This window comes from Brevundimonas bacteroides DSM 4726, from assembly GCF_000701445.1.
GTDB classification, from domain to species: domain Bacteria; phylum Pseudomonadota; class Alphaproteobacteria; order Caulobacterales; family Caulobacteraceae; genus Brevundimonas; species Brevundimonas bacteroides.
This window is the reverse complement of record NZ_JNIX01000004.1, coordinates 53,305-76,208: the sequence shown is the minus strand read 5'-3', so window position 1 is coordinate 76,208 and position 22,904 is coordinate 53,305. Positions and strand designations below refer to the sequence as shown.

General features: G+C 62.4%; 21 protein-coding genes. All 21 read right to left on the bottom strand.

Annotation, left to right across the window (positions count from 1 at the left end; translation table 11 throughout):
- Nucleotides 1-498: 498 nt before the first annotated feature.
- The gene (locus Q333_RS0101815; RefSeq protein WP_035293576.1) at nt 499-1,014 is read right to left on the bottom strand and encodes a WbuC family cupin fold metalloprotein; all 516 of its coding nucleotides are present in this window, start codon (nt 1,012-1,014) and stop codon (nt 499-501) included.
- Entirely contained in the window at nt 1,011-2,243 is a 1,233-nt protein-coding gene (locus Q333_RS0101810; RefSeq protein ID WP_035293572.1) for a glycosyltransferase family 4 protein, read from the bottom strand. Before Q333_RS0101810 ends, Q333_RS0101815 begins: the two co-directional genes overlap by 4 nt.
- 1 nt (nt 2,244) lies before the next feature.
- Nucleotides 2,245-3,378, bottom strand: a complete 1,134-nt coding sequence (wecB, locus tag Q333_RS0101805; protein ID WP_029415041.1) for a non-hydrolyzing UDP-N-acetylglucosamine 2-epimerase — start codon at nt 3,376-3,378, stop codon at nt 2,245-2,247.
- A gap of 2 nt (nt 3,379-3,380) precedes the next feature.
- Nucleotides 3,381-4,496 (bottom strand): UDP-2-acetamido-2,6-beta-L-arabino-hexul-4-ose reductase, encoded by a 1,116-nt coding sequence (gene wbjC / locus Q333_RS0101800; RefSeq protein WP_029415040.1) that lies wholly within the window; start codon nt 4,494-4,496, stop codon nt 3,381-3,383.
- 4 nt (nt 4,497-4,500) lie between these two features.
- Nucleotides 4,501-5,532 carry a polysaccharide biosynthesis protein gene (locus Q333_RS0101795; protein ID WP_029415039.1) on the bottom strand — a complete coding sequence of 344 codons (1,032 nt, stop codon included), beginning with the start codon at nt 5,530-5,532 and terminating at the stop codon, nt 4,501-4,503.
- A 37-nt stretch (nt 5,533-5,569) separates the two neighbouring features.
- On the bottom strand, nt 5,570-6,340 hold the full coding sequence (locus Q333_RS0101790) for an AglZ/HisF2 family acetamidino modification protein (protein WP_029415038.1): 771 nt from the start codon (nt 6,338-6,340) through the stop codon (nt 5,570-5,572).
- A 1-nt stretch (nt 6,341) separates the two neighbouring features.
- The gene (gene hisH, locus Q333_RS0101785) at nt 6,342-6,956 is read right to left on the bottom strand and encodes an imidazole glycerol phosphate synthase subunit HisH (RefSeq protein ID WP_029415037.1); all 615 of its coding nucleotides are present in this window, start codon (nt 6,954-6,956) and stop codon (nt 6,342-6,344) included.
- Nucleotides 6,953-8,107, bottom strand: a complete 1,155-nt coding sequence (locus tag Q333_RS0101780) for an N-acetyl sugar amidotransferase (protein ID WP_211249680.1) — start codon at nt 8,105-8,107, stop codon at nt 6,953-6,955. Before Q333_RS0101780 ends, hisH begins: the two co-directional genes overlap by 4 nt.
- An 83-nt stretch (nt 8,108-8,190) precedes the next feature.
- Nucleotides 8,191-8,937, bottom strand: coding sequence for a class I SAM-dependent methyltransferase (locus Q333_RS0101775; protein ID WP_035293570.1), 747 nt, complete (start codon nt 8,935-8,937; stop codon nt 8,191-8,193).
- 1 nt (nt 8,938) lies between these two features.
- On the bottom strand, nt 8,939-9,184 hold the full coding sequence (locus Q333_RS0101770) for a hypothetical protein (RefSeq protein ID WP_029415034.1): 246 nt from the start codon (nt 9,182-9,184) through the stop codon (nt 8,939-8,941).
- A complete protein-coding gene (locus Q333_RS17210) occupies nt 9,181-10,413 on the bottom strand; it encodes a glycosyltransferase family 4 protein (RefSeq protein ID WP_084175658.1) in 1,233 nt (410 codons plus the stop codon). Before Q333_RS17210 ends, Q333_RS0101770 begins: the two co-directional genes overlap by 4 nt.
- Before the next feature lie 53 nt (nt 10,414-10,466).
- The gene (locus Q333_RS17535) at nt 10,467-11,900 is read right to left on the bottom strand and encodes a hypothetical protein (RefSeq protein ID WP_157072334.1); all 1,434 of its coding nucleotides are present in this window, start codon (nt 11,898-11,900) and stop codon (nt 10,467-10,469) included.
- 2 nt (nt 11,901-11,902) lie between these two features.
- Entirely contained in the window at nt 11,903-13,249 is a 1,347-nt protein-coding gene (locus Q333_RS0101760; RefSeq protein WP_051651054.1) for a lipopolysaccharide biosynthesis protein, read from the bottom strand.
- 151 nt (nt 13,250-13,400) lie between these two features.
- Nucleotides 13,401-14,744 (bottom strand): nucleotide sugar dehydrogenase, encoded by a 1,344-nt coding sequence (locus Q333_RS0101755; protein ID WP_051651053.1) that lies wholly within the window; start codon nt 14,742-14,744, stop codon nt 13,401-13,403.
- A gap of 170 nt (nt 14,745-14,914) precedes the next feature.
- Complete coding sequence (locus Q333_RS0101750; RefSeq protein ID WP_029415030.1) at nt 14,915-15,499, bottom strand: acyltransferase; 585 nt, start codon at nt 15,497-15,499, stop codon at nt 14,915-14,917.
- A complete protein-coding gene (locus tag Q333_RS0101745) occupies nt 15,496-16,449 on the bottom strand; it encodes a Gfo/Idh/MocA family oxidoreductase (RefSeq protein ID WP_029415029.1) in 954 nt (317 codons plus the stop codon). The genes Q333_RS0101750 and Q333_RS0101745 overlap by 4 nt, the downstream gene beginning before the upstream one ends.
- 72 nt (nt 16,450-16,521) lie before the next feature.
- Complete coding sequence (locus Q333_RS0101740; protein WP_029415028.1) at nt 16,522-17,643, bottom strand: cell wall hydrolase; 1,122 nt, start codon at nt 17,641-17,643, stop codon at nt 16,522-16,524.
- A gap of 85 nt (nt 17,644-17,728) precedes the next feature.
- Nucleotides 17,729-17,866: a hypothetical protein gene (locus Q333_RS17530; RefSeq protein WP_157072333.1), complete on the bottom strand. Its 138-nt coding sequence runs from the start codon at nt 17,864-17,866 to the stop codon at nt 17,729-17,731.
- A gap of 48 nt (nt 17,867-17,914) precedes the next feature.
- Nucleotides 17,915-19,282, bottom strand: a complete 1,368-nt coding sequence (locus tag Q333_RS0101730; RefSeq protein WP_029415027.1) for an O-antigen ligase family protein — start codon at nt 19,280-19,282, stop codon at nt 17,915-17,917.
- Between the two features lie 3 nt (nt 19,283-19,285).
- A complete protein-coding gene (locus Q333_RS0101725; RefSeq protein ID WP_084175655.1) occupies nt 19,286-21,538 on the bottom strand; it encodes a GumC family protein in 2,253 nt (750 codons plus the stop codon).
- A gap of 35 nt (nt 21,539-21,573) precedes the next feature.
- Entirely contained in the window at nt 21,574-22,884 is a 1,311-nt protein-coding gene (locus tag Q333_RS0101720) for an outer membrane beta-barrel protein (protein WP_029415025.1), read from the bottom strand.
- Nucleotides 22,885-22,904: the final 20 nt, after the last annotated feature.

Sequence of the window (22,904 nt, the reverse complement as noted above, 5' to 3'; positions counted from 1 at the left end):
ACAAGTTTGTCACGCGCTAAGCCTTTAGCACCAGCGACATAACGCACCAAATATTTACGACCTTCGTGCGCCAATAGATCTCCTGGAGTCGGAGACGTAAGTTCTTTAACGGCGACTGTACAACTTCCGTCCAATTGTAAATATAAACATTCGACCTGCACTTGTTTAGTCCTTTGCTCTCCATCAGCGTCAGTCCGCTCTGCCTTAGATCGAACGCATCTCTGCGTTCGATCTAAGGCACGGTCGTCCGCAACAGTATGCCCAGACTAGGGTCGCGAGGCCATGGGCTCCGTAGGGAAAACGGACTGACCTGTCCCTCTGGTCCCGCGGTCATAATGGGAGTCCGCAGGCTTGTGGTCCTGACCCCGGAAACTGTGGTCCGCACCCCGACCTTGGATCGCCAGTGAAAATAAACGTGGGTCAGATCATGCGGCAAAAAACAGCCTGGAACCAGCGATCATGTGATTTGGTAATGCACGTCGTCCGTACGGCCTAGACTCAAGTCGTTGAAACATGGGGAGCCACCTTCACGAAACGTTCATACACCCAGGCCTTCAGGCTGGCCAGGTAGCCCTCGGCTTCGGGATGATTTTCGGAGGGAGCCCAAGGCGCAGCAACCTTAGCGCGATCGGAGCGGTAGGGTCCCGACTTCGCTTCGAAAAGAACCGAGCCGGGCTCCAGCGCGATCACCGTATGCCATACGTGCGGGGCCAGTTCGACCACCTCAAGGTCGGCGGCCGGGCCGCCCAGTCGTAAGGCCTGACGCGGCGTCCCTTCAGCGTCGAAGAGGATGAGGGCGAAGGCACCTCTCAACGCCAGCAGGCATTCGTTGGTCGATTGCTCGGCGTGGCGGTGCGGGGGAATGTAGCTGTCGGGCTCCATGGCGTTCACAAGCCTCTGGCAAGGCTCGTCCGGTCCCGCATGCAGGTTCAGGTGCAGGCGGCGGCGCGGCAGGGCCCGCGCCTGATGGATCAGAGCGTCCACCTGAGACGGCGTTAGATGCGGCTTGGTCATCGGAACTCCCTCCGGGCCTCGAGAGCCCAGGCGACAAAGGCGTCGAATAAGCTGTCGCGACCAAAATGGTCGGCCGCATAGGCCTGGGCGGCCTCGCCCATGGCGGCCCGCTCGGCTGCGGTCATGGCCGCCAGCCGTCGCACATTGGCAGCGAGGGCCCCGCCGTCGGACGCCGGCGAGGCCAGCCCTCCGCCAGATTCGGTGACCACGCGCGCCCCCTCCCCGTCCAGCATGGCCAGCGTAGGCAGGCCCGAGGCAAGATAGCTCTGGACCTTGCCGGGCACGGTCATGTCGAAGACCGGCTCGGCCCGCAGGCTGACCAGCAGGGCGTCGGCGCCGGCCATGAACGCCGGCATGCGCGCCATCGGATGACGGCCGAGCAGAATGACGCGGTCCTGGAGTGCGTGGCGCGCGATCTCTGATCGCAGTAGATCGGCCGCGCGGCCGTCGCCCACGATCAGCCAGCGCAGACCCGGCACATCCCGCGTGAGCGCGGCCGCTTCCATCACCGCCGGCATGTCCTGGGCCTCACCGATATTACCGGCGAACATGAGATTGAAGCCGCCTGCGTGTGGGGCCAATTCAGGTGCCGGCGCGGCGTCGCCGACGCCCCCCGCAAAAGTCGGCTCAATCCAGTTGGGAAAATAGAAGATCTGGTCAAGCCGGGCACCGTGGGTGATCAGGCTGTCGCGAAAGGCCTGCGACTGGATTAGGATGCGGTCGCAGCGGCTATAGATGAGGCGGACCAGCAGGCCGACGAGTCCTAGCAGGCGCCGGTTCCGGATCACGCCGACGGCGGCCAGGGTCTCGGGCCAGAGGTCGAGGATCCACATCAGAACCGGCGCACGCTTCAAACGTCGCAGCAATAGCGCCGGAAGCGCGACGGTGATCGGCGAGGTCTGGAAGACGAAGATGGCGTCGAAAGCGCGCCCCCTCAGCTTCCAGGTGCCCAGGATCGTGGCGCTGAGCGCGAAGGACAGGTAGTTCAGGGCCAGCATGACCGCGTTCGAGCCGCGCGGGACAAGCGGCACGCGCACCACTTCCACGTCGTGGAAGCGGGCATGGGCTGAGGGGTCGGCGCGGTAGGCGTCATAGACTGTCCCGCCCGGATAGTTGGGCAGGCCCGTCAGCACGGTGACCTCGTGCCCACGTTCGCGCATGCCGAGGACGAAGTCGTTGACCCGGAAATCCTCGGGCCAGAAATACTGGCTGATGACCAGCAGGCGCATGTCAGTCGTACTGACGCCAGACGACGCGGCGGACGTAGTCGACGTAGGAATGGATGATCCTGACCACCTTGTCCGACACGTTGGGCATCGAATAGTCGGCGACACGGCGGAGGGTGCGGTCGTCTCCGCGCGGCTGGTCGGCGATCAGGGCCAGGGCCTGCATGACGCGGTCGGGGTTGTGGCCGACAAGCATAACCGACGCCTCTTCCATGCCCTCGGGACGCTCGTGCGCTTCGCGGATGTTCAGGGCCGGGAAGTTCAGGATGGAACTTTCCTCGGTGATTGTGCCAGAGTCAGACAAGACGGCGCGGGCAGATTTCTGCAGGTGGACGTAGTCGTGGAAGCCTAGCGGCTTGAGCAGGCGGATCTGCGGATGGAAGGTCGCGCCCTCGGCGTCGATGCGTTTTTGCGTGCGGGGATGGGTCGAGACGATGACGGGCCGGTTATAAGTCTCCGCCACGCGGTTCAACACCTGAACAAGGCGCGGGAAGGCGCGCGCATCGTCGATGTTCTCCTCGCGATGAGCGCTGACCACGAAATACTCGTGCTCGTCCAGGCCAAGGCGGGCCAGTACGTCCGAGCCGTCGATACGGTCGGCGTAATGGGTCAGTACCTCGAACATCGGGCTGCCTGTCTTGATCACGCGATCGGGCGGCAGGCCCTCGGCCAGCAGATACTCGCGGGCGATATCGGAATAGGTCAGGTTCACGTCGGCGACGTGGTCGACGATCTTTCGGTTGATCTCTTCCGGCACCCGCTGGTCGAAGCAGCGGTTGCCCGCCTCCATGTGGAAAATCGGCACCTTGCGGCGCTTGGCCGGGATCACCGACAGGCAGGAGTTGGTGTCGCCCAGAACCAGCAGGGCCTCGGGTTTTTCGGCCTCCAGCACGCCGTCCATGGCCGAGATGATAGCCCCGATGGTCTGGGACGCGCCGCCCATGGCCGCGTTCAGGAAGTAGTCCGGCTTGCGCAGGCCCAGGTCGTCGAAGAAGACCTGGTTAAGTTCGTAGTCGTAGTTCTGGCCGGTGTGGACCAGGACATGGTCGGTCGTCTCGTCCAGACGGCCAAGCACGCGTGACAGGCGGATGATCTCGGGCCGCGTGCCGACCACGGTCATGACCTTGAGCTTCTTCATCGTCAGACCTTCATCGCGACGGTGTCGGGGCGGGCGCGATCGAAGATCTCGTTGGCCCAGAGCATGACGACCATCTCCTGATCGCCGACATTGGTGATGTCATGGGTCCAGCCGGGGATGGTCTCGACGATCCGGCCCTGACCGCCCTCGGTCTCAAGGTGGAAGGTCTCGCCCGTCACGATGTGGCGGAAGCCGAAGCGCGCGCGGCCGGTCAGGACCAGGAATTTCTCTGTCTTGGTGTGGTGATAGTGCTGGCCGCGGGTGATGCCGGGGCCAGCCGTGAAATAGCTGAACTGGCCGCAGTCGGGCGTCTTCAGCATCTCCACGAAGACGCCGCGCGGGTCGCCGTGGCAGGGCACGTCGTAGGCGAACTGTTCGGGCTTCAGATAGCTGAGATAGGTCGAATACAGCGCCCGCGTCAGCCCGGTCCCGACCCGGTCGGTGATCAGGGTCGCGCGGCTTTCGGCGAAGCCGCGGATCATGTCGGCCACCGCGCCCACGGTAGTGTCGTATTCCGGCCCTGCATGGGCGAAGCCGGATTCGGAGCCGTGGGCGGCGTCGGGCGCGTCGAGCACGCGCATAAAGGCCGCGCACACGTCGTCGACATAGACGAGCTTCAGCGGGGCGGCGGGGTCATTGACCGTGATCGGCAGGTCGTTGGCCACGTTGTGGCAGAAGGTGGCGACTGCGGAGTTATAGTTCGGCCGGGCCCATTTGCCGAAGACGTTGGTCAGACGGAACACGTGCACGGGCGCGCACGTAGCCGCGCCATGCGCGAGCACGGCCCGCTCAGCCGCCAGCTTGGAGCGGCCATAGGGGTTGTCGCGGTCGGCCTGGGTCGAGGAGGTGATCACAAGAGGCGCGCGGGAGCCGGCCGCCGCGAGGATGTGGCAGACCTCTGAGGTCAGGCCCGCATTGCCGGTTTTGAACTCGACTTCGGTCTGCGGCCGGTTCACGCCGGCGAGGTGGAAGACGAAATCGGCCGCGGCGATCGCCGCCCTCATCTCCGCCGGGTCCGACCCCACGTCGAATCCGAGGGCGGGCGTCCCGCGCTCGGCCAGATGGATCATCAGATTGCGCCCGATAAAGCCTTCGGCACCCGTCACCACCACGGCCATGGGATCAGTCCTCCGCGGTCGCGTGCTCGCCGGCGACGATCCGGCGCATGAAATCCAGCTTGAGCAACAGGGTCTTCATGCCCTCGACGTCGAGGCGATGGGTGTTGTGGCTGTTGTATTCGGCGCCCTGGGCTTGGGGCTCGCCCTTGTCGACATACTTGTCGTAGTTCAGGTCGCGGGCGTCGGGGGGGACGCGGAAATAGTCGCCCAGGTCCTGGGATTGGCCCCGCTCCTCGCGGCCCAAAAGGGATTCATAGAGTTTCTCGCCGTGGCGCGTGCCGATGGCCTGCACCGGATGATCCGGGCGGCCCATTAGGTCCAGGATGGCGGCGATCAGCACCTCAATGGTCGCCGCCGGTGACTTCTGTACGAAGATATCGCCGTTCTGGCCGTTCCGGAAGGCGAACAGCACCAGTTCGACCGCGTCTTCGAGGGTCATCATGAACCGCGTCATGCCCGGGTCGGTGACCGTGATCGGCTTGCCTGCCAGGATCTGGGACACGAACAGCGGGATGACCGATCCGCGCGAGGCCATGACGTTGCCGTAGCGCGTGCCGCAGGCCACCGTACCGGTCCCGTCGAAGGTCCGCGAGGTCGCGACCATGACCTTTTCCATCATCGCCTTGGAAATGCCCATGGCGTTGATCGGATAGACGGCCTTGTCGGTGGACAGGCAGATGATGCGTTCCACCCCGGCCGCGCGCGCCGCAGTCAGAACGTTTTCGGTGCCCATGACGTTGGTGCGTACCGCCTGCATCGGATAGAATTCGCACGACGGCACCTGTTTCAGCGCAGCGGCGTGAAAGACGTAGTTCACCCCGTGCATGGCCCCCTGGACGCTACGCTCGTCGCGCACGTCACCCAGGTAAAACTTGAGCTTGGGGTGCGCATAGGTCTTGCGCATGTCGTCCTGCTTCTTCTCGTCCCTGGAGAAGACGCGGATTTCCGCCAGGTCTGACTGCAGGAACCGCCGCAGCACGGCGTTGCCGAACGAGCCGGTGCCGCCAGTGATCAACAAGGTCTTGTCTGTGAACATCGGCCCCTCTCTCACGCTCCCTCGCCTTCCGGCCTCATCAGACGGCGGCGAAGAGCGCCTCCTTCTCCGCCGGTTTGGGATAGTTGATCAGCACGGCGCGGTACTGCCCCTTGAACACGAACAGGCTGCCGGCGGCCGCGCCCATCACCCCGCAGGTCCGGAACAGATCGCCCATGTGGTCCAGCGACCCCGCCCCCCCCAGCATGGTGATGGGGATGCGCACCCGATCGCGCAGGCGGCGCGCCAGGTCCAGGTCATAGCCGGTCATCCGGCCGTCCAGATCGACCGAGTTCATGACGATCTCGCCGGCACCCAGGTCCGCGACGCGGGCGGCAAAGTCGAGGGCATCGACCTTGGCGTTGCGGCCGGCGTTGCGGGTGGTGACGTCCCAGCCGCTGCCCGGCATCTTCTTCTTGGCGTCGATCACGACCACGACGCTCTGGCGTCCGACGGCGTCGGCGATCTCCGACACCAGTTCGGGGCGATCGGCGGCCGCGGCGCTGATCGAGACCTTTTCAACGCCCAGGCCGATGATGCGCTTGGCCTGTTCGGCCGTCTGGACCCCGCCGCCGTAGCAAAGCGGCATGCGGCACTCCAGCGCCATGTGCTCGATAGCCTTGTAGTCGGGCTCCACGCCGTTCACCGTGGCGTCCATGTCGACCACGATCAGCTCGTCGGCTTGTTTTTCGTTGAAGATCTTGACCGCGTTGATCGGGTCGCCGACGTATTTCGGATCCTTGAACCCGATGGTTTTGACCAGGCCGCCCTGGTGAACCAGCAGGCAGGGAATGATGCGGGGGCGCAGCACTTCAGGCCTCCGAAAAGTTCTTGAGCAGCTGGGCACCGTAGTGGTGGCTCTTTTCCGGATGGAACTGGACCCCGTGAACGTGGCCGTTGCGCACGGCGCAGCCGAACTCCAGCCCATAGCTGGAATGGGCGGCCACATGTTCGGCCTCGGCGCATTCGAAATAGTAGGAGTGCAGGAAATAGAAGCGCGCGTCGGTCTCCAGCCCCTGAAAAAGTCGCTCGCCCGCCCGGGGCCGCACATCGTTCCAGCCCATGTGGGGCATCGGCAGGTCGGCGTTGGACGGCGCGTGCGAAAAATGCCGGACGCGGCCGGGAATCCAGCCCAGGCCGTCGCGTTCGCCCTCCTCGCTGCCTTCGGCCAGGATCTGCATGCCGACGCACACGCCGACGACCGGGCGCTTCTCCTCGACCACCAGACGTTCCAGCGTCGACCGCATGCCGGAGGCGTCCAGCAGGTCCATGGCATGGTCGAAGGCCCCCACGCCGGGCAAGATGATGCGCTCGGCATCGGCCAGCTCGTCGGCCGTGCGCGCGACTTTCGCCTGGACGCTCACCCGCTTGAAGAGATTGACGAAGGCACCGATGTTGCCCAGACCATAGTCGACGATGGTGATCACCGGATGATTGACCTCTGCAGACCCAGCATCCTCATCGCGCGGGTGCCAAGGTCGATCAGGCCCATGGCATTGGCGAAGTCGCGATAGCTGCGGTTGGGGCCGTCGCGGTAACCTTCCAGCTCCGTCACCGTGATCCCTAGCTTGTTGGCGATATACTCCATGTCCTGGGCCATCTCTTCGCGCGGATAGGCGGGCTGCTGGATTCTGGCCAGCGCGTCGTCACGGCTGAGCTGATTGGTCAGGATCAGGCTGGAGAAGTGGGCGCGGCGCTTGTCGAAGCCGAACTTGGTCGGCAGCCAGTAGCCCTCATAGAAGCGGGTGAACCGCGACTCATGGTGCTTGTGGGCGTATTTCTGCCAGCCGAAACGGTCGACCAGCTCGTCCATCGCTTTTTCCTTGATGTAGGGCACATGGTTGAGCGGCTTCACGACTTCGATGCCCTTCACGTAGCGATAATAGAGCTTGAAAGTGAAGATGTCGGACGTCGGAAAGCTCTTCAGCGGGATCGTACCGTATTTCTTGTGGATGTCCTTTAGATTCATCAGGTCGGACGCATGATAATGCCACTCTAATGGCTCGCGCACACATTCCGTTGAATAGTTCGCCCCGGTGAAAATGTACTTCAAGCCGGTGCGGGCCGCGTAGTTGTAGAGACCTGCGAAGAAGGCGTGGTCCTGGGGCGTGTCCAGGTGGGCCACGCCGGACTTGAAGTAGGCCAGCTGCAGATCGCGCATTTCGGGCCAGTTGATCACCTCGGTGAAGAGATCAAGCGCCATAACGTCAACAAGCTTCTCGATATTGTTGACAGCCTGTTGTGTATTCCAGCCGGCGTCGACATGGTATAGAAGCGGCCGCAGGCCGAATTTTTCCTTGGCGAGGTAGACCACGTAAGAGCTGTCTACGCCGCCCGATACACCGATTAGGCAGTCATGGTCCTTGTCCTTGCCGTCGGCCTTGATTTTTTTCACCTTGGCCATGATCTCGCGCTCACCGCGCTCATCCGTGTGCCAGTTCGGCAATATGTTATTGAAATAGTTTTCGCAGTATTCGCACCGACCGGACGCGTCGAAGACAATCTTCGAGTCCGAGGTGTCCATGATGCAGCTGTTGCAGATTCGGTACGGACGGTCGTCGCGGATTTGGTTCGACATGGTATTGTGATCGTCCACTCAGAGGTATGGGCCGTTCAATGCTCTTGGACTTGGTGCCCGAAGCGCTCATCGGATGCGATCATCTAGAGGACGTTGGTTAGAGGTTCGAGACGGAAGCTGTCGCGGCGAATGGCCTTGATCAGCATGCCACGCAGGGGCCGGGCGATGGGTTCTGGTTTGCCGATCCGAACCGCCGTGGCACGCCAGCCCGCCTCCTCGAACAACTTCAGCCATTCGCGGTGCGAGCGGAACCGCACCCCCACTCCGAAGGTGTTGGCCTTCAGCGCCGGCACAAGGCGCGCCGCCTGTCGGCCGATGGAGGACAGGACCGGATTGACCGTGATCTCGTAGATGATCCGGCCCGACACCGTGCCTACGAAGGACTCATAGATGTACTCGTTGACGAACACGGTGTCCGCTTGCGCCCGCCAAGCGACGAGGGCCTTAACCTGGAGCGCCCGGGTTTTAATTTCGTCTGCGCCGACCAAATGATGCAGGATCAGGTTGAAACACGCAACCTGCTCGTCACCCTGGAACTGGGGCGCCAGGGCGTCGCCGATCACGGCCTCCACGCCTAGGACGCGACAGGCCTCGACGGAGCCGGGGTCCATGTCGATTACCCGGGTGCGGTCGCCGCGGGCGTCGCTGAGCGCACGAGCGAAGAAGCCGCAACCGCCGCCGACGTCAGCCACCACGGCACCCGGCCGCGAGTACGGCATCAGTTCGCTGAAGTCCGCGACCTGATCGGCCACGAACTCGTTGTGATAGAAGGCCTCGACTTGCTCTTTGGAGAGCCTGCGTTGGGCCACTGTCTGTGCGTTGTCCGTCATCTCACCACACCCCCGAAGAGCCGTAGATCAACAAACCGCTTACCAGAAGCAAGATCGGCACGCCTGGAAACAGGCTAAACCACCGCTCCCACGCGAGGCCGACCTCGAGTTCGACCATCCCGTGCCTAATTGCGACGTCGACAGCGGCGAGGAACCGGATCAGGTCAAGGCTGTTGACCGAACGCGAATAGGACGTGCGCGGCGGCACGACCGACCCGAGCCCCTCGGCGTGAGACGTCGTGGTCATGCCGCTGCATCCCGGTCAGGGCCGACGTCCGCGGCCGCTTCCTGCCGATTGAATCTCAGCGTCACTTCGATCAGCTTGGCCCAGTCTAGAATCTCATCCGCCGTCTTCAGCGCACCTTCGCCCATGGCGCGGAGGCGCTCCGGGTTGGTCATCAGATCGCTGAGATGGTCCGCGATCTCCGGCGACAGATCCTTCGATGGCTTCAGGATGACAAGGTTGTCGTAGCGATTCAGATAGCCGACGTCTTGCGAGGCTCCGTTCGATACCTCGTTGACGATCACCGGCAGGCCCATGCCGATGGCCTGCTGCCACATCACCGACTGGCTAGCAGGGAAGACGGCGACGTCGGCCGCCGCCATATGCCGATACACACCGGACTTATCCTGCCAACCGAGGAAGTGAATGCCCCCGATCGGTCCGGCCAGACGGCGAAGTTCTGCCTCATAGTCCTTATCGGTCGGCGCGGCCTCGCCCACGACCAGCACGTGCATCCGCGGGGACCCGATCCGGCCTACGGCCGCCAACAGGTCCTCCGTCCGCTTCAGCGGATGGAGTTTCCCGCCGGTGAAGACGACGAAGTCGCTCTCCGGAATGCCGAGTGCTCGCCGTACTTCCCCCCGAGCCCCTGAGGAGCGGACCTCCCGCCCGAACGGCAGATCCGTGCCCAGTGGCAGTAGTTCCATCTCCGTTCGGGGAACACCGTAGACTTCTTCGAGAAAAGTGAATCCTGCGGGCACGATGGGAAATATACGGCTTATATATGGGCGGGCCTGATCGAGGAACCATTTCCGGATTACCCCATGCAAGATCTTCAGAGACAGCTGGTTCCGTCCTGAGTTCGTGTAGTCGGCATGATAATCCATGATCATGCGACAGTCGGGGTGACGTTTCACATACGACACGAGTTCGGGGACGTTAGGCAAGATACAGTGCATATAGATGAGATCGGGCTTTTCTGCCTCCAGTACCGGCTTCAGCTTCGCGTAGGCACGAAGTCGATTGAGTAAATTATAGGCATATTGCAGCTTTATAACCTTCACTCCATCGTACCAGTAAGTCCTAGCTGGCACAGAGGGATCATGATTGTCATTGTAGTAGTCAAAGACATTTTCAAATGTCGATGACACAACCACAACATCATGCCCTGCACTAGTATAGTATTTAGCCAGCAAATTCTCTTGGTACTCGAGGGACTCATTGAAGAACTCGCAAATCATAACAATCTTCATTGAGATTCCCCCTTTCTTGAGTCGGCGGTCTTTGTTCGAAATCGGGCCCGTCGCTAGTATCGCTTTTTACGCGGCGTATCTGCAAGCCGGAGTCTTGCAAAAGTGAAAAACGCTATCCAGAACGCCCCCCCGAACGTCAATAACACAGTAGCTAGGTGGCCGTTAGTCAGGCTAAGCCCTACCGGAATCACAACGAGGTTCGCAAATCGCGGATCCCACCCTCGTGCCGCCCAGTCGAGCGCCCGTAGCCACGCTCCGATTAGGCAGCCTATCAAGATCACACCTAAAGGCCCAGCGGCCGCCACGCCCTCTCCTGAAAATGGGTTTGCATTGGCATTCACTATCCTAGAGTTATAGTAGAAGTCACCCACGATTCTCCCGAGGTGCGGCCAATCGGGGTGATTGGCAAAAGCATCAGGCGGCGGGACCAGCAACGATATCCCACGAGTATTGCTCCAGTAGGTCAAGCCACGTTCGCCGAAGAGATCAGCGTATTGGCTAAACGTCAGGCCTGGTAGCGCGATCATTCTGAACACAGCGATATCAAGGGCAGCCTGAAATCCGGTGAATGACCATTCGGCATCGCTTGAAATGTAAATAATTAGAAGTACAGATATGAATCCTAAAAGGTATGCTGTTAGCGCGGCCGCGGATCGCCAATAGGTCTTAAGTTTATGCAGTTGACTGAAGATCAATATCGCAACTGCTATTGCAATTGTTATTTTCTGCGCATCTATTCCATAGGTCAGTACAAATCCCACCAGCCCACCTGCGATCATTAGGTATTTTCTCTTAATTATTCCTACAACGAATAAAAGAGGCGCCAGAACCACACTATAATAGGTCTGTATATAAGCTATACCTTGACCAACTTGACCCCTTGTCAACATACGCTGTACGTAGACGTTGTCCAGCGAAACAAAAGATATAATATTTCTATAATAGAATATTAGTACTATTGTAGAAATGAACCATACAAGCAGCAGCGTGCGATCGGTTAGTTCAGAGGGGAGGTGGTTCCCCGCTATCTCGGCACGCTGACCAGATCCCGATATGCGGCACGCAGCCGCGAACCCGAATGACAGCCCGGCCAACGCCAATCCGTAATGGGAAAAAGCATCGGGTCTGAGTGCCGTCGTGATGGTGATTGTCGGTACGTAAACAATGACAAAAAGCTGCCAAAGAATAACGGCGGATGGAGAGTTCGCGGTTTTGGGCAGAAAAATCGCACCCACCATCGAAAGTATAACGACAAACGCAAAATCGCCTGCGCTGAATGGATCGAAGGTAAAACCGTAGTAAGCCCAGCGGATGCCCAGATACTCGGAATGGGCCAGATGAATGACGAGTGCATAGGCGACAGTGACAGCGATCAACCCTGCTTGTGACAAAAGTGCAGCAATCAGATTGCTCATCAGATCGGTCGACCGCGTCGGCATCATCGCTCGGACTCTAGAATCAGGCTCGGTGCCGAGGACGCGGGACATTGTTAACCTCCTTTGACCAGCTGTTCGGATATCGACGCAGTTGTTATGGACACAAGCAATCCGATGAACAGGCCGATCAATGCGGGAGCAGCCGATGCCCGTAAGGCTGATAGGCCGGCGAGCGGCAAGGCACCCGCCGCTCTCAGAACAACAGCGTTGAATATAGCGTAGAAAACAAAACCAGAAATGGCAAAGGCTTCGGTTGCGAACCGCGCGTCGATTACGATTGCGAGGACCACCATGCCGGATCTAAGCACGAGGCCAAACATCTGCAGCATCATGGCCCAGGACTGACGCCCGACGACGTGCAGGGCGGTCGACGCCGGCGCAGCCACGAATTGAAGCAGAAACCAGGGTGCCATCCAGGATACGAGCACCCCGGCCCGTGTCCAGTCGGCACCGAAAACCAACCCGATGGCGGCCGGTGCCGCGACTGCAAGAAAGACGATCGGCCCCGCAGCGGCCTTCATCAACCGGGCCATCATCTCCGAGGTGAAGACGGCCAGCCGGCCCTCGCGATGGGCGTCAGGCGCGCCCGACAGATAGACTTGGCCTACGGCATTGCCGACCAAGGCCATCGGTGCCTGCAAAAGGAACATGGCGAGTGCCAGGTAGCCCGCCTCCGGTCCGACGGTCAGGGCGGCGATGAGCAGCACAGGAAGGTGGATACTCGCAGCGTTGGCCAGCGCCTCCATAACCGAGAACCGAGGAAACCTTTGGTGGATTCGCGCGACCTGGACGACGCCCTGCCAGCTGACCCGGCGCAGCAGGGCGCGTTCCTTGAACAAAAGCCCAACGCCTAATCCCACGGCGCCTGCACCATAGTTGAACATCTGCCCCACCAGCAGACCCTGGGGCGCGGCTCCTGCGAACCCCATGCCCAACTGTGCGGCGGCGGCTGCGGCGGATTGGGTCACGCGGCTGCGGGCGATGGCCCCGAACCCCTTCTTGCGGACGTACCACATCTGCAGCGCCAAATAGAGCCCGCCGATCAGCATGGCCGGCGGCAACAGCCAGATCCAGGGTGTCAAGCCGGGCTGGCCGAGAAGCGCGTAGCCCGCCGGGGGGATCAGCGCCATAATCCCGGCGACGACCAGCGTGAATGCGACGGTCAGACCGCAGCTGAGGGCAAGCAGGTTGACAGCCTCGACCTCGTCTTCGGGCAGGGGCAGCGCTAGTTCGTAGCGCAGGCATGCGGCAACCACAAGAACCCCCACAAGGCTGGAAAACGTGGTGGCGGCCGCGAAGTCCTGCGGCGTAAACAACCGCGTAGCGACAGGCATGGCAGTAGCCGTTATCGCATGGGCCAGCGCTGTACCGCTGATGAGAACTCCTATCGAGCGGGTCATACCCGCTCGACTGACGCGTTCCACGAGCCGAGCTAGGCAGCCGACCGGGCAGCGATTTGGCTCATTCGAGCTGCCGCTTGGCGGAGCAAGCCTGTTCGTCAAGCGAAGCACAGCTTTGTACGTGAGTATGATAAAGTGTGTAGGTGTCGCGTCATGCCTTCACGACATTGGGATAGGCCCCCCGATACTTACCGCGCGTGTCGATTATCAGCCTCGCGTGCTCGAGTATGAGGTCGTAATCAACGTTCGAATGGTCAGTCAGCAGGACGACGGCGTCGAAAGATTCAACGGCTTCGGGCGTCAAATCTACCGACCTCAGATCGAATGTATGCTCGCGCATGACCGGAAAGGTGGGGGCATAAGGATCAGAATACGACACGATCGCACCTCGCGACCGAAGGATCTCCATCACCATCACCGACGGAGACTCGCGCGTGTCATCGACGTTCCGCTTGTATGAGATTCCGAGTGCAAGTACCCGGCTTCCCTTCAGTGACTTCTCCCGTTCATTCAGCGCGTCTCCAATTTTGGTCACAACCCACTCGGGCATCCTTCGGTTGATTTCCCCGGCCAGTTCGATGAAGTGTGTCGAAAGTCCGTACTCCCTCGCCTTCCACGTCAGATAGAAGGGGTCGATCGGGATACAGTGCCCCCCCAGCCCTGGACCCGGGTAGTAGGGCGTAAACCCAAATGGCTTAGTCGCGGCGGCATCGATCACCTCGTAGATGTCGATACCCATTCGATCTGCAATGGTCTTCATCTCGTTGACCAGACCGATGTTGACGGCGCGGTGGATGTTTTCCAACAGCTTGGTCAACTCAGCCGCCTGGGTCGAGGATACGGAGACCACGCGATCGACCGCTGCGCCATACAGGCGTTCGCCGACCTCTAAGCAACTCTTTGTCGCGCCCCCTACGACCTTGGGGATGGAGTGGGTGCTGAAGTTCAGATTGCCTGGGTCTTCCCGCTCGGGGGAATAGACCAGAAACAAATCCTTCCCGATCGTCAGGCCACGACCTTGAACGAAGGGGCGAAGAACCTCCTCGGTCGTTCCGGGCCACGTCGTACTCTCGAGTGACAAAATCTGCCCTGGCCGCAAGTGGGGAGTAATCGTCTTCATCGTCTCGACGACGTAAGTCAGGTCAGGTTCGCGATTGCGGCTCAGAGGCGTTGGCACGCAGATGATGATCGCGTCTACTTCTGCGATGCGCTCGAATGACATTGTGGCTTCAAATCGGCCGGCCCTCATCGAGGCAATGGCTTCAGCTGCGATGTGATGGATCGGGCTTCGTCCATCATTCATCGTCCTGACGCGTTTGTCATCGATGTCGAAACCTACGATGGGAAAACCGATGTCATGAAAACGCAAGGCAAGCGGGATTCCCACATACCCCAAGCCGATGATCCCTATGACGGCATCGCGGCCTGCGATCCGTTCCAACAGTTGTTCGTACGGATAGATGTCGCTATTGGATTGATGGGTTTCGACGGTCATGGCTCAAGACTTGCGATGGTGGGTTGACCTAGAAAAAGGCATGACCGACAGGAGACGGACCGAAACGGGTGCTTGGAGAGTGTGTATCGCTTGATCAAGACAGAACGCTGAATGTTTGCGCTTCTATCTGGATTGCAGATTGGGCTTGAACGGGGGCAATGAGGGATCGCCTAGCCCTTGCTCAGGTAAACCCTTCCCTCAAAGAGCTGGTAGTGTTCCCCGGTGTGAGGACAGGTGGTTTCGGCTGAACCCTCCAGTGGCAGGTCGAGGCGTTCGCCATAGGCGCTCATCCAGCCCAGCTGTCGGGCCGGCACGCCCGCCATCAGAGCAAAGTCGGGCACATCGCGGGTGATGACGGCACCGGCAGCGATGAAGGCATAGGCTCCGATGGTTACGCCGCAAACAATGGTGCAGTTCGCCCCCAGGGTCGCCCCCTTGCCGACCCTTGTGTCACGATACTGGTCCTTGCGTTCAATGAGGGCCCGGGGGTTATAGACATTGGTAAACACCATACTGGGGCCGCAGAATACGCCCTCTTCGAGAGTGACATTGTCATAGACAGAGACATTGTTCTGGATCTTGCAGCGGTCCCCGATGAGGACGCGGTTCCCGACGAAGACGTTCTGGCCTAGGGACACGCCTTGGCCGATGACAGCGCCGGAACAGACATGGGCAAAGTGCCAGACGCGGGAACCTTCGCCAATCTGGGCCCCATCGTCGACGATGGCGCTGGGGTGCCGGAAATAGTCGGTCATGCCCTGGTCCCCAGGAAGGGATGGTAGTCACCTTTCAGGCCTACAGGCAATGCGGTTCTGATATCCGAGACGGTTTGGATCGCGACCCGGTTTTCGTCGAGACCGAAGCCACGACCCGCGAGGATTTCCTCGTAGCTTCGGGTATGTAGGTCGGTGAAGCCCCCCGAGAACTCGACCTCATCACCCGCAACAGTTATGGAGCGATAAGTCCTCTGCCCCTTGGCCCGGTCCGCATCAGGGATGTCGTCTGCGTCGATCGACAGGTACCAACGCACGCGCGCCCGCTCGTATTCCAGATATCCACCTGCCTTCGTATCGGAACTCATATGAACGATGCTCGACCGAAGTTCTCCAAACAGAAAGTAGAGCATGTCGAAGAAATGAACGCCGATGTTGGTGGCAATGCCGCCGGACTTGCTGATATCACCTTTCCAGCTCTTCAGGTACCAGTTGCCCCGGGAAGTGATGTAGGTCAGGTCCACGTCGAAATTGGTTGCCCTTGTTGACGAGGACGCGATCTCCTCGCGCAACGTAACGATGGCCGGATGCAGGCGTAGTTGGAGGATAGTGTTGACCGTCTGACCGGTCGACAGTTCGACTGCGGCCAGTTCGTCTAGCTCGCGCGGATCAAGCACCAACGGCTTTTCGCAGATCGCATCGGCTCCCGACCGAAGCGCGAACCGCATATGGGCATCATGAAGATAATTCGGCGAGCAGATCGAGACGTAGTCGATGCGACGCGCATCACCATCGCGACGCAGGATATCAATGTAGCGATCGAACCGCTCGAATTCGGTGAAGAAGTCTGCGTCCGGCGCGTATCCGTCGATAACACCAATGGAGTCATTCGGATCAAAGGCCGTGACCAGCCGGTTGCCCGTGTCAGCGATGGCCCTCATGTGTCTCGGCGCGATATAGCCGGCAGCGCCGATTAGAGCAAAATTCTTCATGGTGGTGGACGCCTTGTTCTTCTCAGCAGTTAGTCAAGCCGAAACTGTCTGGCCGGGCCTCTTGGTTGGCGATCACCGGGGCACAGCCAGTCGCGATCGACGCTGGGTCGGTGCAGACGCGGGTGGAACAAGGGGGTTCGCCAGTGGAAGGGTAGCCGAAGAATCTGATGTAATAGCGAGTTGTCCGCTGTCTGCGGGCGCTTCCCACCCCTCGTCTTCAATGGCCAAAGGAGCATCGGCAGCTACCTCTAGAGATGCGATAACAACTGTCGGCACGACATCGACCATCGTCGTTACGTCCTCCGGCAAAGGGGCAGGCAACTCCTCCACATAGGTGCCAATCGCGGCAAGCTTTGCGATCACCGGCTCTGCGCCCGCATGACGACCCGTGAACGCCCCCGCCAGCCCCCAAGCCCCCGTCCATCGGTAAAAGATATGCGTGCCGATCTGCGTCATCTTCACCAGCCGCTCGGCCCAATAGGGCGCGACCCAATCGGTGTGATAGTGCGTGGCCATCCCCACCTGCGGGGCGACTGCACCGTTGAGCGCCGCTGCCGCCACCGCCCGAGCGCGACCCCAACCCGCCGCCGACGGAGCACGCGCCATGGCTCCATCACAGGTGAAGCTGAACTGACATCCCGTCGTCCGCTCTTGTCCCTGGAACACCACGCCGCAGATGGTCTTGGGGAAGGCCGGATGGCGCATCCGGTTGATGACCACCTGGGCCACTGCGGCCTGGCCCGCCGCGGTCTCCGAGGCTGCCTCGTAGTAGACCGCCGCCGTCAGGCAATCGAGCGCCCGGGCATAGTCTGCAATTTGCTGTGGCGGCATGATAAAGGGCCGCGCCGCCTGGATCGGCAGGGTCGAGAACGGCAGGGCGGCGTTGAAAGCGCGCGCCTCATCCATAGAGACCTCACGCAAGGCATCGGGTGCCAGGGTGTAATCCAGCGTCGGGGTCAGCATCGCGGTCGGCGCTGCCGGCTCATCGCCCCCAACCGTCCGAGCCGCCGCGAGCTCTCCCAGCCGCGTATGCAGCAAGGCACCGCCTGCGGCCAATAAGATGGCAAGGGAGGCGACGATTCCCAGCGCCGAGGGCGTAAGCGGGCTGAGCGCCAGTGCGGAGAGCCATGTAGAAATCCGCTCCAGAACCGGATGAAGGGCGGGTCTCTCGAGGCTCGCGTCCTGGGCGCTCATGTCTCCTTCTCCGCATCTCGCCCAGCCGCTGACACGCGCGAGCCGTCGCTACGGATCAACCGCTGACGTTGACCCGCTTCCTGGATCATCCGTTCAACAGCGCCGTCAAAACCACGCCGCCCGCGACCGCCGTCGCCGCGAACACGACCAGCTTGCCCCATCGCCGTCGCTTCGACGCGACCGGCGGCCAGAAGGGGTTGTCCGTGCGATCTCTCATAGGCATGCAAGCGCATTTCCTTCCGATCTGGATGATGCTCCGCTCGACCCGCCATCAGCCCCTCCCCTGCCCGAACGCGAACCCGAGACCCAGCAGGAAGGTCCAAAAGCCCGCGATCGACGGAACTTGCAGGGCATAGTCGGTCAGACCGTGTACCAGCACGACCAGGCTCGCGCAGACCACACCGCGCTGAAGGCCCCGGCCCTTCCCGCCCAACGCCCGCGCCAGGGAGAACACCAGAACGACCGCAATCAGCAGGAACATCGGAAGGGCTCCGACCAGTCCCGCCTCTTCCAGCCACTGCAAATAGACGTTATGGGTAGCCCGAATACTCCAGAGACTGCCGATCGTCTCCCCGGTCATGATCTGGGTGTTGATGGCGTCGAAGCTGCCTAGGCCATAGCCGAACAGGGGCGACGCGAGGAACGCCTGCCAATGGGCCGCGAAGATTTGGCCGCGAAGGAGGATGTCGGCGTCAATGCCGCCCACCCGGATCCACAACAGGTCGTTTCCGCTCAGGGTCAGGACTGTTCCCACGCCGATCAGGAGGCCAGCCCCTAGCCAGATCGGCACTCTGCCCTTCCGGCTCGAGGCGGTCTCCCAGAGAAGCAGCGCCATCAGGGCGACAACCGTCGCGACCAGACCCATGCGCGAGGCGGTCAGGATCAGACACACGGTGCAGAGCGCCATGCACGACAGGGGCACAGCCGTTTTCGTCAAACGCTTCGACACCCCCAGTCCTTCGGTCCGGCTCCAAGCTCTCAGAAACACCGACAGCGACAGCACCGCAAGGATGCCAAACACAGTCGCCCCATTGTTGGCGCTGAGAAGTCCACCTGACAGCCGGGCCCCCTCGGCAATCTGGACGCCGGCCAGGAAGGTCACAAGCGACACGGCCGCATAGGCCCCGCCGGTCCAGACAATGGCCTCGAGCGTCGCCTGAGCCCGCCCACGCTGAAGGCCGTGAAGCGTCCCGACCGTGAAGACGGCCGCCAAACCCAGCAGCTTGACGATCTCCACGACCGTCGCCCCCGTGTCGATCGAGGCCGCCCCACCCTCGATTCCCGCCCAAGTGTAGAGGGGGTGAACTCCGCCCGGCGTATAGGGCGTCAGCGACCAGACGGCCGCGCCGAGCACGGCGAAGAATAGAATCGCGAGCTCCCAGACCGGCCCCACGTCATGCAGACCGCGCCGCAGCGGCGACGCCAGGGCCACGACCAGCGACAGCCCCAGGATGGCGGAGAACCACAGCGCCGCGGCCGGCTGGTTCACCCCGAAGGACAGATGGGCCAGGCAGAACAGCGTCGGCAGAACGAGCAGCCCCAGCCGCCAGCGCAGGGGCTGGCGGCGCTCAGCCTTGGACGACGCCCCGAAGGCGGTCGATCGTTTCCGGCGGGGATGGTCGATGACCTCGGCGGTCATCGGTCAGGCCGCGTAGTATTTCTTGTAGTCGCCGTAGTAGTAGCCGGCGTCGCCGTAGCCGTAGCGGGCCTGGGCTTTCATATCGACCTGGGTCATGCCGATGCCGGCGACGTGGGCACCGGACTGCTCCAGCACCTTGAGCGCGGCCGCGATCGCCTTCTCCGGGGTCTTTCTCCAACGGGCCAGGAAGACGACCGCGTCCGAGCGAGCGGCGATCAGTCGGGTGTCAGAGACAGCGAGCACCGGCGCGGTGTCGAGAATGACTAAGTCGAAGCGTTTGCGGAGGTCGGCCACCAGGTCGTCCATCGCCGCCGTGCCAAACACATCCTTGGGGGTGAAGCTGTCCTTGGCCAGGGGCAGGACAAAGGCACCCGACGGCTCGTCCAGACGCACGGCCTGCTCCAGCGGAACGGATCGGTTCAACACCTCGATCAGACCCGCTTCGGGCTCCACGCCCAGGAGCCGGTTGACGTTTCTCCGGCGCAGGTCGCAGTCGACGAGGATGACCCTGACGCCCGCCTGGGCCGCGACGCGGGCGAGGCAGAGGGCGGTTGTGGTCTTGCCTTCGGCCGGGAGGGCCGAGGTCAGGCTGATGACCTGGATGGTGTGGCCGATCCGTGAAAACAGGATCGAGGCCCGCATGGCGCGCACGGCTTCCGCAAAGCTCGAGAGCGGCTTCTTGACGATGTAGTCCGGCGGGGTGTCGTCGCGGTCCTGGGCATCGGCGACCGACGCCAACAGCGGCACTGAGCCCAGATGCGGAAGGTTGAACTTGTGCTCGATGTCCTCCGCTGTGAGCACGCCGGTGTCGAGCATGATGGCCAGAACGACGGCAGCAAGGCCCGCGCCCAGCGCCAGGACGAGGCCGAGCGTCAGGTTCAGCGGGACATTGGGCGAGCTGGCTCTCGTCGGGATCGCCGCCGGCGACACAATCCGCGCGTCGGACTCCTCGATGCCTTCCGAAGAGGTCGTCTCCTGGAATCGGTTGAGGAAGCTCTCGTAGAGCGTGCGCACCGACTCCGCATTGCGCTCCAGCTCATTGAGCCGCACGCCTGCCGCATTGTTGGCCGCCAGCGTGCCGCGCGCCGAGCCTAGGCTGCCGGCCATGGAGCCCGTGCGCTCGCGCGCGACCTGCACCTGGGCTTCCAGGTTGGAGATGATGCGGCGGATCTCGGCCTGGATCTGGGCGTCGATGTCGGCGAGTTCGCGCTCGGCCCGGAGCATGTCGGGGTGACGCGGACCGTAGCGGCTCGACAGCTCGGCGACGCGGCCGGAGACTTCGGCGCGTCGCGCGCGCAGGGTCTGAACCACCTGGGAGCCCAAGGCCTCGCCGACATCCTCACCGTTGGAGCCTGCCGCGAGCTGGGCGCGGGCCGTACGCAGCCGCGCCTCGGCCTCGGCCTGGGTCGCGCGGACCGTGGCCAGCTGCTGGTTGTAGGCCGAGATCTCCTGTTCGGTCAGGGTGGCGCCGGACGCGCTCAGCAGGTTGTTGGATGTGCGGTACTGCTCGACCGCGGCCTCGGCCTGCTGCACTTCCGAGCGCAGTTCGGTCAGGCGGGTGTTGAGCCAGGAGTTGGCCTGGCGTGTCGCGTCGAACTTGGCTTCCAGCTGCTCCAGCAGATAGCGCTCGGCGTAGGTGTTGGCGATGCGCGCCGCCTTGGCCGGGTTTTCCGAGGTGAAGCCGACGTTCATGACATAGGTCAGGCCAGCGCGACGCACCGACAGGCGCCTGAGCACATTGTCGACGACCTTTTCCTTCTGCTTCTGAGCCTCGACGGCCGAGAGGCGTTCGCGCGCCGCGTCCGGAGCGGCCGCGCCGAACAGGGTGGCGACCCCGCCGACCACCGCCTCGATCGGACCGGGATCGCGCAGCGCCGGGTTGAACTCGGGGTCTTCCTCCAGGTTCAGGGCCTCGACCACGCGCTGGGCCAGCTGACGCGACTTGAGGATTTCGATCTCGGTATCGACCACGCTGGTCTCGGCCGAGAGGCCGGACAGCACCGCTTCAGTCGAGACGACGTTCTGCTCGCGCGTGTTGATCGTCAGGCTCGAGGTGGCCGTATAGAGCGGCGTGGCCTGGGTCGTAACGATGACGGCCCCGACCATGACCACGAGCGCCACCGCCAGGAACAGCGGCAGGCGACGCCGGAACAGGGCGATCAACCTGTGGAGGTCGACGCCTTCGGCCCCGGGTCCCCCCTGATCGGGGCCGGCCATCCGGGCGTCGCCGGGTCGGATCGGGGTCAGGTTGTTCATCGTAAGCTCACGCGGACTCGAGGGAGGCAAACCGTCTAGAACTGAGCCACCAGGGTCAGGGTCAGACGGTTCACATCAAAATCCACGCCAGCGGCCGCGCCGTCGGAGGTCTGTTCGAAATGGCTCGCTGCCAGGCTCAGGCCGAGGTTGCGGTTCAGCAGATAGGTTCCGCCGATGCCGTACTGCAGCCGCTCGTCCTCCCGGTCCAGACCCTGGTAGTCGTCGCTCGACAGGGAGATGTCGGCGTTCAACAGGACGTTGCGGAGCAGTTCATGGTCGATCCGGACACCCACGGCCGTCGATAGATAGCCGCCGGAGCCGGCGATGCCGGAATCTTCCACCGTCCGCGAGGCCGTGCCGGTCACGGTCGTCAGCTGGGTCGGGAACCACTCCAGCTGGCCGCGCGCGCCGAAGCCGTCGATCTTGTCGTAGACGGCCGCGTCGAACTCCTGGGAGATGTAGCCGACCGCGACCTCGCCGCGCGCCACGGCGCCCAGCTCGAAGTTGGCCCCGGCCAGGATCTCATAGCCGTCGGAGTCGCGCGCCGGCAGCAGGGCCGAGGTGGCCGTGTCGTAGTCGCGGGTGTTGACCGTCGCCTGGACGAACAGGGCCGTCGCCGGGCTGACCGCATAGTCACCGCGCCCGGTCAGGCTGGTGATGGTGCGGTCCCGGTTGTCCTGGTCGATGACCACCCCACCGGCCGTGCGGCCGTCTTCATAGTCGAAGGTGCGCACATCGGCGCGCGCCGACAGCTTGGTGCGGCCGCGCACCGTCGTTCCGGCCGCATAGGCCGAGGTGATGTCGTAGGAGATCGGTTCAATGGTCGAGGCGGGCGCGTTGGACGAACTGCGGGGCTCAGTCAGGCTGGCGTAGTCGACGCCCAAGGCCAGATTGGTCGCCCGCGTAAAATCGAGGCGCCCATTGGCTCCGATGCCCCAGTCCTCGAAGTTCTCCTCGTCGAAGTCCTGGTAGCGGGCGATGTTGGCCCGGGCGAACAGCGCCAGCGCATGCCGCGACCAGCCAGATTCCAGCGAAATCTCCGGCTTGAGGCGGAAGATCCAGTCGTCCTGTGTCCCTGTGCGCGTGGCGAAGATGTTGTCGTTGGACTCGGCGTCCAGCTGGAGGCTCGGATAGGCCGTGAAGGTCCCTACCGGCACCCCGAGCGCCTCATACTCCGGACGCGGGCGCTCGCGCACCCCAGTCCCCCGGTCGCGGGCGAACAGGTTGCCGGCCTGGTTCTGGGCCTGGGCGAGCGAACCCGAAGTCGACTGGGCCTGGACCGACTGGGCGGTCACTGCCACGCCGAGGGCCAGCATACAGGACAGTCTCAGAGCGCGGTTCGGCATGGGTCCCCCTCCGCCGACGT

Coding starts and splice junctions, on each gene's coding strand:
- Q333_RS0101725 (WP_084175655.1), bottom strand. CDS start 21,538: ATGAACAACCTGACCCCGATCCGACCCGGCGACGCCCGGATGGCCGGC.
- Q333_RS0101730 (WP_029415027.1), bottom strand. CDS start 19,282: ATGACCGCCGAGGTCATCGACCATCCCCGCCGGAAACGATCGACCGCC.
- Q333_RS0101775 (WP_035293570.1), bottom strand. CDS start 8,937: ATGACGGACAACGCACAGACAGTGGCCCAACGCAGGCTCTCCAAAGAG.
- Q333_RS0101810 (WP_035293572.1), bottom strand. CDS start 2,243: ATGCGCCTGCTGGTCATCAGCCAGTATTTCTGGCCCGAGGATTTCCGG.
- Q333_RS0101815 (WP_035293576.1), bottom strand. CDS start 1,014: ATGACCAAGCCGCATCTAACGCCGTCTCAGGTGGACGCTCTGATCCAT.
- Q333_RS0101755 (WP_051651053.1), bottom strand. CDS start 14,744: ATGACCGTCGAAACCCATCAATCCAATAGCGACATCTATCCGTACGAA.
- Q333_RS0101745 (WP_029415029.1), bottom strand. CDS start 16,449: ATGAAGAATTTTGCTCTAATCGGCGCTGCCGGCTATATCGCGCCGAGA.
- wbjC (WP_029415040.1), bottom strand. CDS start 4,496: ATGGCCGTGGTGGTGACGGGTGCCGAAGGCTTTATCGGGCGCAATCTG.
- Q333_RS0101795 (WP_029415039.1), bottom strand. CDS start 5,532: ATGTTCACAGACAAGACCTTGTTGATCACTGGCGGCACCGGCTCGTTC.
- Q333_RS0101750 (WP_029415030.1), bottom strand. CDS start 15,499: ATGACCGACTATTTCCGGCACCCCAGCGCCATCGTCGACGATGGGGCC.
- Q333_RS17210 (WP_084175658.1), bottom strand. CDS start 10,413: ATGAAGATTGTTATGATTTGCGAGTTCTTCAATGAGTCCCTCGAGTAC.
- Q333_RS0101720 (WP_029415025.1), bottom strand. CDS start 22,884: ATGCCGAACCGCGCTCTGAGACTGTCCTGTATGCTGGCCCTCGGCGTG.
- Q333_RS17535 (WP_157072334.1), bottom strand. CDS start 11,900: ATGTCCCGCGTCCTCGGCACCGAGCCTGATTCTAGAGTCCGAGCGATG.
- Q333_RS0101780 (WP_211249680.1), bottom strand. CDS start 8,107: ATGTCGAACCAAATCCGCGACGACCGTCCGTACCGAATCTGCAACAGC.
- wecB (WP_029415041.1), bottom strand. CDS start 3,378: ATGAAGAAGCTCAAGGTCATGACCGTGGTCGGCACGCGGCCCGAGATC.
- Q333_RS0101770 (WP_029415034.1), bottom strand. CDS start 9,184: ATGACCACGACGTCTCACGCCGAGGGGCTCGGGTCGGTCGTGCCGCCG.
- Q333_RS17530 (WP_157072333.1), bottom strand. CDS start 17,866: ATGCCTATGAGAGATCGCACGGACAACCCCTTCTGGCCGCCGGTCGCG.
- Q333_RS0101740 (WP_029415028.1), bottom strand. CDS start 17,643: ATGAGCGCCCAGGACGCGAGCCTCGAGAGACCCGCCCTTCATCCGGTT.
- Q333_RS0101760 (WP_051651054.1), bottom strand. CDS start 13,249: ATGACCCGCTCGATAGGAGTTCTCATCAGCGGTACAGCGCTGGCCCAT.